At 62.0% G+C, this 12,323-nt stretch carries 9 protein-coding genes; 5 read left to right on the top strand and 4 right to left on the bottom strand.

Going from position 1 to position 12,323, the window contains the following annotated elements:
* Window positions 1-2: 2 nt before the first annotated feature.
* Window positions 3-1,004 (bottom strand): FecR family protein, encoded by a 1,002-nt coding sequence (locus HU737_RS11250; RefSeq protein WP_186555213.1) that lies wholly within the window; start codon window positions 1,002-1,004, stop codon window positions 3-5.
* 171 nt (window positions 1,005-1,175) lie between these two features.
* Window positions 1,176-1,988 (bottom strand): exodeoxyribonuclease III, encoded by an 813-nt coding sequence (gene xthA, locus HU737_RS11245; RefSeq protein WP_186555214.1) that lies wholly within the window; start codon window positions 1,986-1,988, stop codon window positions 1,176-1,178.
* A gap of 163 nt (window positions 1,989-2,151) precedes the next feature.
* Between xthA and HU737_RS11240 the strand changes: the two genes are divergently transcribed.
* From HU737_RS11240 to HU737_RS11230, 3 genes are read left to right on the top strand one after another with little or no spacing between them, the layout of a single operon-like run.
* Window positions 2,152-2,802, top strand: coding sequence for a GNAT family N-acetyltransferase (locus HU737_RS11240; RefSeq protein WP_186555215.1), 651 nt, complete (start codon window positions 2,152-2,154; stop codon window positions 2,800-2,802).
* A 53-nt stretch (window positions 2,803-2,855) separates the two neighbouring features.
* Window positions 2,856-4,598 (top strand): autotransporter assembly complex protein TamA, encoded by a 1,743-nt coding sequence (locus tag HU737_RS11235; RefSeq protein ID WP_186555216.1) that lies wholly within the window; start codon window positions 2,856-2,858, stop codon window positions 4,596-4,598.
* Window positions 4,595-8,269, top strand: coding sequence for a translocation/assembly module TamB domain-containing protein (locus HU737_RS11230; protein WP_217838529.1), 3,675 nt, complete (start codon window positions 4,595-4,597; stop codon window positions 8,267-8,269). Before HU737_RS11235 ends, HU737_RS11230 begins: the two co-directional genes overlap by 4 nt.
* An 84-nt stretch (window positions 8,270-8,353) precedes the next feature.
* Here the strand turns inward: HU737_RS11230 and HU737_RS11225 are convergent, their stop codons facing one another.
* On the bottom strand, window positions 8,354-8,734 hold the full coding sequence (locus HU737_RS11225; protein WP_186555217.1) for a Mor transcription activator family protein: 381 nt from the start codon (window positions 8,732-8,734) through the stop codon (window positions 8,354-8,356).
* Window positions 8,735-9,194: 460 nt separating this feature from the next.
* On the opposite strand from HU737_RS11225, the gene HU737_RS11220 reads away from it, so the two are divergent.
* Window positions 9,195-9,383 (top strand): hypothetical protein, encoded by a 189-nt coding sequence (locus HU737_RS11220; protein WP_186555218.1) that lies wholly within the window; start codon window positions 9,195-9,197, stop codon window positions 9,381-9,383.
* 36 nt (window positions 9,384-9,419) lie between these two features.
* Here the strand turns inward: HU737_RS11220 and HU737_RS11215 are convergent, their stop codons facing one another.
* Window positions 9,420-9,794, bottom strand: a complete 375-nt coding sequence (locus tag HU737_RS11215) for a fe2+ zn2+ uptake regulation protein (protein ID WP_186555219.1) — start codon at window positions 9,792-9,794, stop codon at window positions 9,420-9,422.
* Window positions 9,795-9,993: 199 nt separating this feature from the next.
* On the opposite strand from HU737_RS11215, the gene pvdQ reads away from it, so the two are divergent.
* Window positions 9,994-12,309, top strand: coding sequence for a bifunctional acylase PvdQ (pvdQ, locus tag HU737_RS11210; RefSeq protein WP_186555220.1), 2,316 nt, complete (start codon window positions 9,994-9,996; stop codon window positions 12,307-12,309).
* The last annotated feature ends 14 nt before the right edge of the window (window positions 12,310-12,323 follow it).

Here is a 12,323-nt window from a genome sequence, read left to right as displayed (position 1 = left end):
CGTCAGCCTTTGTTGCTGAACGGCGAGATGCGGTTAAGGACGGTACTGCCGTCCTTGCTGCGGGTCAGGTAGACCGGCAGCACCTTGGGCAGGTTGTCTACCAGGCGGCTGACTTCGCGGGTGTTGTAGACACCGCTGACGCGAATCGTGCCGGTGCTTTCATCGGCCAGCAGCAAAGGTTTGTCCAGATAGCGGTTGATCACCGGCAGGGCCTGGGACAGGCTGAGGTTATCCAGGATCAACTTGCCGTTACGCCAGGCCAAGCTGTTGTCGTAATCGTCGCTTTGCGCCAACTGCGGCTCGAAATCGCCCAGGTGATAGCTGGCCTGCATGCCGGGGCCAAGGCGATAGCCACCCTCGGCACCGTTGCTGCTGACCAGCACCGAGCCTTCCACCAACGTCACTTTGACCTGATCCTGATACTTCCACACGTTGAACTGAGTGCCAGTGACCCGGGTCTGGCCGTGACCTGCTCGGACAATGAACGGGTGGTTGCTGTCGTGGCTGACCTTGAAGAATGCCTCACCCTTGATCAAGGTGACCTGGCGTTGGTCCTTGAAATTGAAGTAACGCAATTCGCTGTTCAGGTTCAACTCGACCACGCTGCCGTCACTGAGCCTGACCTGTTGCTGGCGGTCACTGGCCTCGAAGTGCTGATAGTGATTGGGCAACCAGCCTTGTTCCCAGCCGACCCAGCCAGCCAGGGGCAGCGCCAGCAAGGCAAGCGCAGCGGCCGAGGCCAATGGCCGCCAACTACGGCTGGGGCGAGGGCGGCGTGCGGCAAGGTCGACCACTGGCGGGTGGCGTGGCAGCAGGTCGGCGGTGCACCAGATGTCCTGCATCGCCCGGTATTCTTCGACATGCCGAGGGTCTGCCGCCAACCACTGATCGAAGGCCTCGCGCTCAGCCGCCGTGCAGTCTTCGGCGTTCAGGCGCATGCACCAATGCGCGGCGGCATCGGTAATGGCATCTTCTTCATTGGGGCTGAGGCGGTCTTGGTTCATTGCGGCTCCCGGTTTTGCGCATTCTACCCTTGCAGGGGGGGGGCCGAGAACCGAGATAATGGCGAATGACTATCAGATACGAGATTTTTCGTCGGTTTTATGGGTGTTTTCCTACAGCGCGATGAGTGCTGGACGGGTTGCCAACACTCATTTTGTTTGCGTATTGCAGGCTCAGCCCAGTTCCAGCCAGATCGGCGCATGGTCCGACGGCTTTTCCATCGCACGCAGGTCGTAATCCACGCCTGCGGCTTTAAGTCGCGGCAGCAAACCCTGGGAGGCCATGATCAGGTCGATGCGCAGGCCGCGTTTGGGTTCGTCTTCAAAACCGCGGCTGCGGTAGTCGAACCAGCTGAAGCGGTCGTCGACGTCCGGATGCAGGTGGCGGAAACTGTCGATCAGGCCCCAGCCCTTGAGGCGTTCCATCCATTCACGCTCTTCAGGGAGGAAGCTGCACTTGCCGGTCTTCAGCCAGCGTTTGGCGTTGTCGGCACCGATACCGATGTCGCAGTCCTGCGGCGAGATGTTCACATCACCCATCACCACCAGTGGCTGCTGGTTGTCGAACTGGCTTTCCAGCAGCGTCTGCAGATCGCTATAGAAGCGTTGCTTGGCGGGGAACTTGGTGGGGTGGTCACGGCTTTCACCTTGTGGGAAGTAGCCGTTCATGATGGTGATGGGCGTGCCATCGGCATCAGCGAAGGTGCCCCAGATGAAGCGGCGCTGGGCATCTTCTTCATCGCTGGCAAAACCTTTGACCAGCGACAGCGGCGCTTGGCGCGAGAGCAAGGCGACGCCGTAGTGGCCTTTCTGGCCATGAAAATGCACGTGATAGCCCAGGGCCTGGACCTCAGCCAGGGGAAACTGCTCGTCACTGACCTTGGTTTCCTGCAGGCCGATCACATCGGGTTGATGCTTCTCGATCAGTGCCGCCAGCTGGTGCGGGCGGGCGCGCAGGCCGTTGATGTTGAACGAGACGATCTTCATGGCAAGCCATTCCTGGTAAAAGCGGCGATGCTAGCCGACATCGGCCGCGGCCACCAGCATGGCGGCCAATGGTGGACACTGCTAACGTGCTTGGTGAGGTGAACCAAGCAGTGCTGATGCACCTCCAAGGCGCGTATGCCTAATTCAAGGAGGAGTGTCTGCAATGCCCGATCAAACCCCTGTTGCGGCCCGCATCTGTCAGCTCGACGAGGGCTACAGCCGCGAAGTGCGCTCGCTGCTGTATCACGCCTATCGACACGAGCCGACCTTTGCCTACCTGTTCGAGGCCCAGCGCCCGGGCTACGAGCGGCGCTTGCGGGTCATGGTGCGTGAGTGGGTACGCCAGCACTTTTATTTGAAGCTGCCAGCCATTGGCCTGCTGGTCGAGGATCGCTTGGCGGGTGTCGCGCTGATCGTCCCGCCATTGCGGCGCTTGGGCGTGGCTGACAGTTGGCTGTGGCGTCTGCGCATGATCCTTGGCACCGGGGTGCGCTGCACGCGGCGTTATCTGGATTACCAGGCGGCGTTGGCGGCGTGCCTGCCTTCTGACCAAGTGCACGTGCTGCCCTTGCTGGGGGTGCATCCACAGTTCCAGGGCCAGCACCATGGTGAGCAATTGTTACAGGCCGTGCATGATTGGTGCGCCGACGATCCGCATACCCAGGGCGTAGTGCTCGATACCGGCAACGCCCACTACCTGGCGTTCTATCAACGGCAGGGCTATCAGGAGATTGGTGAAATTGCTGTAGGACCAATCCGAGAAAGAGTGTTCTTTCACCCGAATCCTTTGTCATCAAAGTCAGTAATTGCCTGACCTGCAGCCGCAGGCGGCTCCCTTGACGGCCGGGCTCTGGTAGCATGCCCCGCATGACGTATTCAGGACGATTAAGCTGGGGCCTGCTCTTGTTGGCCGCCAGCAGCACAGTATGGGCGCAGAGCGAATTGTTGGTGCGGGTGAAGCCGGCCAACAAGGCGCTCAAGGCCAATATCGAAGGTTATATCGGTAGCCTTGGCGAGCGCGATGAAGAGGCCCTGCTGCGCTTTAGTCGTGGTGCCGAGGAGCAGGCGCGCAAGGCCGCTCAGGCCTTGGGCTACTACCAGGCGCAGATCGATACCGAGGTCAAGCCGCCAACCGATAAAGACAAATCCCCGCAATTGATCATTCGTGTTGAGCCCGGCGAGCCGGTGCGCTTGCGCAACGTGACTGTGCGCATCGAGGGCCCGGCCACTGAACTCAAAGCCTTCCGAATCCCCAGCAGCAGCGCCTTGCGGGCTGGCGAGCCGCTCAACCATGGGCACTATGAAGATGCCAAGCGGCTGATCCAGAACCAGGCCTCGCGCTACGGGTTTTTCAGGGGGCAATTTACCCAGCAGCAGCTGGCGGTGGACCCCCAGGCGGGGGTGGCGGATATCGACCTGGTCTACCAAAGCGGGCCCCGCTATCGCCTGGGCGCTGTCACCTTCAGTGACGACTCACCGCTGGACGATGACCTGTTGCAGCGCATGGTGTCGTTCAAGCCCGGTACGCCTTATGACTCGCAGCTGATCGCCGAACTCAACAATGACCTGCAATCGAGCGGCTATTTCGAAGGCGTGCGGGTCGACGCTGCGCCCACCGCTGCGGTGGCTGAAGACATTCCGGTGGCGGTCCAGCTGGAAATCCGCAAGCCTCGGACCATGGGCCTGGGCCTGGGCTTTTCGACCGATGTCGGCCCACGCGGCAAGGCTAACTGGACCCGCCACTGGGTCAACCCGCAAGGCCACAGCTATGGCTGGGAAACCGAGCTGTCGGCGCCACGCCAGAACGTCGGCCTGTGGTACGACGTGCCGCTCGATCCGCCCCTGACCGACAAACTGCGCTTCGCCGGCGGCTATCAGAATGAAGAGATCGCTGGCACCGACACGCTCAGCAAACTTTTGACGGTAGGTCCTGAGTGGCATAGCAAACTACCGAGCGGCTGGCAGCGGGTGATCTCGCTCAAGTACCAGCGTGAAGAGTACAAGTTGGGCGATGACTCAGGACTGAGCAATCTGCTGATGCCTGGCGTGAGCTTTTCCTACTTGCGCAGTGACAACCGCATTGATCCGCACAATGGCTATCGCTTGCAGTTCGATCTGCAAGCTGCCAAGGAAGGGTTGCTCTCTGACACCAACCTGCTGCACGGCAACGTGCTACTCAAGGGGCTGACCACGCTGGGCGAGAATCACCGCTTCCTCGCCCGGGTGCAGTTCGGTGGCAGTGCCACCAACGGTTATCAAAACAACATCCCCCCGTCGCTGCGCTTCTTCGCCGGTGGCGACCAGAGCGTGCGCGGCTACGACTATCAGAGCCTGTCGCCAAAAAACAGCGATGGCGACCGCATTGGCGGTCGCTATATGGTCGCTGGCAGTGCCGAGTACCAGTACTCGCTGACCGAAAAGTGGCGAGTGGCGACCTTTATCGACCAGGGCAACTCGTTCAATTCGCTGGAGCTGCCGAGTCTCAAGACCGGTGTCGGCTTTGGCGTACGCTGGGTTTCGCCGGTTGGGCCGTTGCGCCTGGACCTGGCCAAGGCGTTGGACGACGACGGTGGTATTCGCCTGCACTTTTCCATGGGGCCTGAGCTGTGACGCGTGCTTTGAACTATGTGTTGTTGACCTTGCTCGGCCTGGTGCTGCTGATCACCCTGGTGCTTGGCCTGGTGCTGGGCACCCAGGCTGGCAGCCGTTGGGTGCTGGGGTTGGTGCCCGGGCTTGAGGTCAGCGACTTTGAGGGCCGCCTGGGCGCAAACTGGCAGGCCAGTCGCTTGAACTGGGTCGAGGGTGGTAGCCGGGTTGAAGTCCTGGCGCCACAACTGGCGTGGTCACCGGCGTGCCTGCTGCGCGCGACCTTGTGTATCGACAGGCTGCAGGCAGAGCGCGTCGACATGGCGTTCGCCCCAAGTGAAGTGCCGGCGGACAGCGGCCCGATCCAACTGCCCGGTTTGCGCTTGCCGTTGGCGATCGAGCTGGGCGAGGTCAAGTTGGGCCAATTACGCCTGGATGGCAGCGACCTGCTGGGCGACTTGCAACTGGCCGCGCACTGGACAGCCAACGGCTTGCGCATCGACAGCCTGCAGGTGCAGCGCGAAGACCTGCACCTGAGCCTGCAAGGTGACTTGCTGCCTGAGGGTGACTGGCCATTGCAGCTTAATGGCAGCGTGCAGTTGCCTGCGGTAGAAGGGCAGGCCTGGCAGCTGGCACTGACCGCCAAAGGCGAGTTGCAGAAAACTCTCAACCTCGACGCCACCAGCAGCGGCTATCTGAACGCCCATTTGACGGGTGAGTTACAAGCGCTGGCGGAGCACTTGCCGGCGAAATTGAGCATCCGTTCCGACGCGTTCAAACCTGCCGGTTCATTGCCTGACACCTTGCAGCTGAATCAACTGCGCCTGGATGCCAGCGGCGACTTGCGCAAAGGTTACCAACTGACAGGTTCGGCTAATCTGCCCGCCGAGCAGGGCCCTATAGCCCTGGCCCTGGCTGGGCAGGTGGATGCCAAAGGGGCACAGCTTGCCGCCCTTGACCTCACAGCCAGCGAGACCCAGCGGGTCAAGCTGCAAGCCAATGCCGACTGGCAGCAGGGGCTGGTAGCCGATGCGCAGATCGACTGGGTGGATTTCCCCTGGCTGCGGCTCTACCCACTGCAAGAGGCGCCGCAAGTTACCCTCAAGCGCTTCAATGCCCAAGTGAACTACCGCGATGGCAATTATCAGGGCGCATTCAAGGGCGATCTCGACGGGCCGGCAGGTGCCTTCAACCTGGCCAGTCCGTTCGAGGGTGATCTGACTCAAGTGCGCCTGCCCCAGCTGGCCCTGAGCGCAGGGCAGGGCAAGGCCGCCGGCAGCGTGGCGGTGCGCTTTGCCGATACCTTGGCTTGGGATGTCGACCTGCAGCTGTCGGCGCTCGATCCGGCTTACTGGCTGGCCGAGTTGCCAGGCACGCTGGCGGGGCCATTGCGCACAAAAGGCGAGTTGAACAACCAGCAATTACAGCTGCAAGCGCAACTGGACCTCAAGGGGCGCCTACGCGGTCAGCCGGCTGTGCTCAAGGCCGAGGCCCAAGGCGCCGGTGAAAGCTGGACCCTGGGCACGCTGGCGGTGCAACTAGGTGACAACCGCATCAATGGCAGTGGCAGCTTGCAGCAGCGCCTGGCGGGGCGTATCGACCTGGATCTGCCGCGCCTTGGTCAGCTCTGGCCACGCCTGCAAGGGCAAGTCAAAGGTCGCCTGGACCTGGCCGGCACCCTGGCGGCGCCGCAAGGCACCCTGACCCTGCAAGGTCAGCAGCTGGCTCAAGCCGACAACCGCCTGCAGCGGCTTGACCTGGATGCACGCCTGGACAGCGCCCAGCGCGCCCAGATCAGCTTGAAGGCCGGCAACATCCGCCTCGGTGACACCTCGCTGGGCAACCTGGATGTCGCGGGCAAAGGGGATATCCGCCAGCAGGCTGTGACCCTGGCGCTCAATGGCCCTCAGCTCAAACTCGACCTGGCCGCAGACGGCCAGTTAGCCAAGGGTGACTGGCGCGGCAGGCTGGCCAGTGGGCGCATTCAGGCCGGTGGGCAGGACTGGCAGCTGCAAGCCCCGGCACGCCTGCAGCGTTTGGCCAACGGCCAGCTGGACTTCGGTGCGCACTGCTGGCGTGCCGGTCAGGCCAGCCTGTGCGGCGAGGATCAGCGCCTGGCGCCGGAGCCGCGCTTGCGCTATCACCTCAAGCAATTCCCGATCGAAAGCCTGGCCCAGTGGTTGCCCAAGGATTTCGCCTGGCAGGGCCAGCTGAATGCGGACATCAATCTGGATATCCCTGCCAGCGGCCCCAAGGGCAGCATTCGTGTCGATGCCAGCGGCGGCACCTTGCGGGTACGTGACGGTGAGCGTTGGCTCGATTTCCCTTATCAGGTGCTGCGCCTGGACAGCACCCTTAATCCTCGTCGGGTCGACACCGTGCTGAATTTCCGCGGTGAGCGCCTCGGCGAGCTGGCCCTGTCGACCCGACTTGATCCGCTTGGCAAGAATAAACCGCTGTCAGGTGATTTCCGTCTGTCGGGCCTGGATCTGTCGATCGCCCGGCCATTCGTGCCGATGGTCGAGCGCCTTGCTGGGCAGCTCAATGGCAGTGGTCGCTTGTCCGGCTCGCTGCTGGCGCCCCAGGTCAATGGCAACCTGGCGCTCACCGGGGGCGAGGTGAGCGGTGCCGAGTTGCCGGTCAGCCTCGAGGATTTGTCGCTGCAAGCATTGATCGCCGGCGAGCAAGTGCAATTGCAAGGTGGCTGGCGCAGTGGTGCGGCGGGTCGTGGCCAGCTCAGTGGCAACCTCACCTGGGGCCAGGCGCTGAACATGGACCTACGCCTGCAAGGCCAGCAATTGCCGGTGACGGTCGAGCCTTACGCCGCGCTCGAGGTGGCGCCAGACCTGACCATTCGCTTGGCAGGCGAAAAACTGGCGATCACCGGCAAGGTGCATGTGCCAAAAGGTAAAATCACCGTGCGCGAGCTGCCGCCTTCGACGGTCAAGGTCTCGGACGATACCGTGATCATCGGTCACCAGACCGAACAGGGTGCGCCCCCCATGGCAGTGGCCATGGATATTGACGTCGAGGTGGGCCGGGAAAAACTCTCCTTCAGCGGCTTCGGGCTCACCGCCAACTTGCTTGGCCACGTTCATATTGGCGACAACATGGACACCCGCGGCGAGCTCAGCCTGGCTGATGGTCGCTACCGCGCCTATGGCCAGCGCCTGACCATCCGGCGCGCCCGGCTGTTGTTCGCAGGGCCTATCGACCAGCCTTATCTGGACATCGAAGCGATCCGCCAGGTCGATGACGTTATCGCCGGTATTCGTCTGAGCGGCAGCGCCGAGCAGCCGACCACTCAGGTGTTTTCCGAGCCGGCGATGAGCCAGGAGCAAGCCCTGTCTTACCTGATTCTCGGGCGGCCGCTGGGGAATACCGGTGAAGACAACAACATGCTTGCCCAGGCCGCATTGGGCTTGGGCCTGGCGGGCAGTGCGGGGATTACCGGCAGCTTGGCCTCGGGCCTGGGTATCGAGGATTTCCAGCTCGACACCGAAGGCTCGGGTAACAGCACCAGCGTAGTCGCCAGCGGCAATCTGACCGAGCGTCTGAGCCTACGCTATGGGGTGGGGGTGTTCGAGCCAGCCAACACCATCGCGCTGCGCTACAAGCTGAGCAAGAAGGTTTATCTTGAAGCTGCCAGTGGTTTGGCCAGCTCTTTGGATATCTTCTACAAGCGCGACTTCTGACCAAATACCTTGAAAATGCACTCAGCCCGCCTGGATAACAGCATCGTTATCCAGGCGGGCTGAGTGTACCTGTCTGAACGTGGCTTAGCGCGCGTGCGCTTCTTGCCGACGAATGTTGCCGATCTGGCGCAGGCTCAGGCCGTACTTGTCGGCCAACAGGCTGCGCGACAAGCCGTTGGCACTTTCCTTCTGGATCTGCTGGTTGCGCAGTTGGCGCAGGAAATGATCGGCCTTGGGAATCTCCAGGGCCACGCCGGCAAAACGCTTGATCAAGGCGTCCAGCGCTGCGGGTGGCAGTACGTCAGCCAGCTTGGTGCGTTCTCGGTGCTTGGGAATGTACTTTGGCCGTCCACCATAAGCGCAGGTCAATTGGTAGGCGTTGTCGATGCCGATACAGTCGATCAGGGCCTGCAACGAATGCGGCAGTTGGGTGACGTCGATGCAAGTCAGGTTTGGAAAATCCATGTGAGGCTCCCTCAGAATTGTTGTGGTGGCGCCGCGCTTGGGCATCCAGGACCGGTAGAGCGATTGCCACTGGCCTTGGCCGTGGCTCGGTTCGATTGTCGGTGAGCGTCAAACTCGGCCGCTAGGCGACAAGCGAGCCAGAGGCTGTAGCCTGAGTGAATGCAGCGTGAAGGGAATGAGGGAGCCCTATGTAGGACAACTCCACGGCACCCTGCTGCAGGCCTTGATTTTCGGTGCATGCATTGGACGATGGTGCTCATGGGTAGCACTACCCTCCGGCAGCGGGGGCGCTCGCCAGCCAGGGGCAAAGTGTCGTAGGGGTTGTGCAGGGTGAAAATCGCACGCAGCTGCTAGGCAGCAGGCACGTTCAGCAGGAAATACACGCCTGTGGCCGATGGCGTTGTATCATTGCCGCGGCTCGTTGCGAGCCACATGTCCCTGATGTTGCAAGGAACTTTCCATGACACACGTGCAGCGCCTTAAATATTCGATCCTGATCATCCTGGTGGTATTGGGGCTGATGCTGGGTCTGTCCCATCTGCAAAAGCAGGGGACGATCAGCGAGCAAACCTTCCAGTACCTGGCGATTGCCATCGCGGTAATCGTGGTGGTGATCAATGGGATCTTGCGGCGCAAGGTCAAGCCCTGAACCTGGCCGGCCGGCCTACCTTGGCCGGCCATGCGCTCAGCGGGCGGCGGGCTGTTCCAGCACGGCGCGGGCCTGGGGATTGAGGCTGTAGCATTTATCCGAGCCGAGGGTAATCACGCCTTCGGCGCACAGGCGCTTGAGCACTTCACGGACGCTTAGAAACGACAGCGGAATATCCAACTGCTCAAGTTGCGCATGAATGCCACGCACGCCAATGCTGCGGCCATTGCGGTCGGCCGAGTGCAGGGCGTCGATGACTTTGAGCCTGATCAGGCTGGTGCGCAGGCCATAGGTGCGCAGCAGTTCGCGAATCTGCCCGTTACCGACGCGCTCTTCGCCCTCGACAAGCCGCGCAGCGCCGACGTTGCCAGGGCCGTGAGCGGTCTGCAGTGACGCTTGGGAGTTGTACATGTGAATGCTCCTTTTCGTGGACTGTCCCGAATTCATGGGTGCCTCACTTATAAAGACGAATGAGATTGGCAAAACTGCAGTCCTGGATGAAAAAAAATCCAACGCGCCTAGATGAAGACGTTCCAGGGCGTTGCCAGCCGTAAAATTTTCATCGGGCCATTCGTCTGAACGGGATGACTCCAGAATCCGAGGATTGCCCGTGTACCCACTTTCGCGCCCCTTGACTCACCTCTGCCTGGCGGCTGCCCTGGTGGCCAGCAGCATCGTCGCCCACGCTAAGGAAGCCGCAGGCGATGCCACCGCACAAATCCGCCGCACCAGCTTTGGGGTCCCGCATATCCTGGCCAACAACGAACGCGGCCTGGGTTACGGCATTGGCTATGCCTATGCCCAGGACAACCTCTGCCTGTTGGCCAATGAAGTGCTTACCGTCAACGGTGAGCGCTCACGTTTCCTTGGCGCGCAGGGCAAGACGTTCGAGCAGCGCGATAATCTCGATAGCGACCTGTTCTTCACCTGGTTGAATACGCCCATTGCGGTCAGCGGCTTCCTCCAGGCGCAGCCGGCGTCGGTGCGCGATTTGCTCGAGGGGTATGCCAGCGGCTTCAACCGCGCCCTGGGCGAACGCAAGGCCCAGGGCCTGCCCGCCGAATGTGGTGCAGGCGATTGGGTGCGGCCGATCACCAGCCTTGACCTGGTGAAGTTGACGCGCCGGTTGCTGGTAGAAGGGGGCGCCGGTCAGTTCGTCGAGGCGCTGGTCGGCGCTGCGCCGCCTAAACTTGCCGCGCAGCGTCCGGTAAGCGACTTCAGCCTGGCCTTGGAGCGCCAGCAGCGATTTGCCTCGGAGCGTGGCAGCAACGCAGTTGCGGTGGGCTCGCAGCGCTCGGCCAACGGCCGCGGCCTGTTGCTGGCCAATCCGCACTTCCCATGGATGGGCGGCATGCGCTTCTATCAAATGCAGCTGACCATCCCAGGTAAGCTCGATGTCATGGGCGCTGCGTTGCCGGGGCTGCCGTTGGTGAACATCGGCTTCAATCGTCATCTGGCCTGGACCCACACCGTCGACACCTCCAAGCACTTTACCCTGTACCGGCTGGAACTCGACCCGAACGACGCGACCCGTTACCTGCTGGACGGCAAGTCGTTGCCGCTTGCCCGCCAGACCTTGACTGTCTCGGTCAAAGGCCAGGATGGTGCGCTCAGCCAGGTCGAGCGCGAGGTCTACGCATCGAGTTTCGGTCCGGTGGTGCAGTGGCCAGGCAAGCTGGACTGGGATAATCGCCATGCCTACAGCTTGCGCGATGCCAACCTGGACAACTCGCGGGTGCTGCAGCAGTGGTATCAGATCAACCGTGCCGACAGCCTCCAGGCGCTGAAGGCCTCCGTGGCGCAGCTTCAGGGGATTCCCTGGGTCAACACACTGGCAGTGGACGAGGCTGGCCAGGCGCTGTACCTGAACCAGTCGGTGGTCCCGTTTGTCGACAAAGACCTCCTTGCCCAGTGCAGCAATCCAGCGCTCACAGGCCCTGCGGTGGTTTTGGATGGTTCGCGCAGTGCCTGCCAATGGAAGGTCGACCCGCAGGCAGCGCAGCCCGGCATCACCCCGGCACATCTGTTGCCGAGCCTGGAGCGTCGCGATTTCGTGCAGAACTCCAACGACCCGGCGTGGATGGCTAATCCTGCGCAACCGCTGACTGGCTTCTCGCCGTTGATCAGCCGCGATGATCAAGCGTTGAGCCTGCGCGGCCGATTTGCCCTGCAGCGCTTGCAAGGTAAGCAAAAGCTCGGCGTGCAACAGCTGCAGGACATGGTGCTCGATGATGAGGTATACGCCGCAAGCCTGCTCTTGCCCGACTTGCTGAACTGGTGCAAATCAGCCGAGGCTGACGTGGCGGCGCTGTGTGCCAGCCTGAACGCCTGGAATGGCAAGGCCGATCTGGATGCCGGCATTGGTTTGTTGCACTTCCACAACCTCTTCACCGCACTTGCCGAGCATCCGCAAAGCTGGCGTGTAGCCTTCGATCCGGCTGATCCGCAGCACACACCGCGCGGCCTTGCGGTTGAACAGGCGGCGGTGCGCAAGCTGTTGCATCAGGCGGCATTGGACTCTTTGCAGCAACTGGCCGAGGCCGGTGTGGGCAATGACAGTCGCTGGGGGCAGATCCAGCATTCGCTCGATGGTACGCCGGTGCCTGGCGGCCCGCAGGCGCTTGGGGTGTACAACGCGATGTACAGCGTTGCGCAAGGGCAGGGCAAGCGCCTGGTGGTCAGTGGTACCAGCTATTTGCAGGTGGTCAGCTTCACTGAGCAGGGGCCGCAGGCCCGAGGCTTGTTGGCGTTCTCCCAGTCCAGTGAGGCGGGCTCGGCGCATTCTGCCGACCAGACGCGGGCATTCTCGGCCAAGCAGTTGGCGCCAATTGCGTTTACCGAAGCGCAGATCAAGGCCGACCCGCAGTACCGTCAGTACGTGATCAGCGAGCGAGACAAGGCCGCGCTGGCCAGTTCTCTACGCTAGTCAGTCAGCCGCGA

The organism is Pseudomonas urmiensis, from assembly GCF_014268815.2.
Lineage (GTDB): Bacteria > Pseudomonadota > Gammaproteobacteria > Pseudomonadales > Pseudomonadaceae > Aquipseudomonas > Aquipseudomonas urmiensis.
This window is presented reverse-complemented; position numbering and strand designations above follow the sequence as displayed.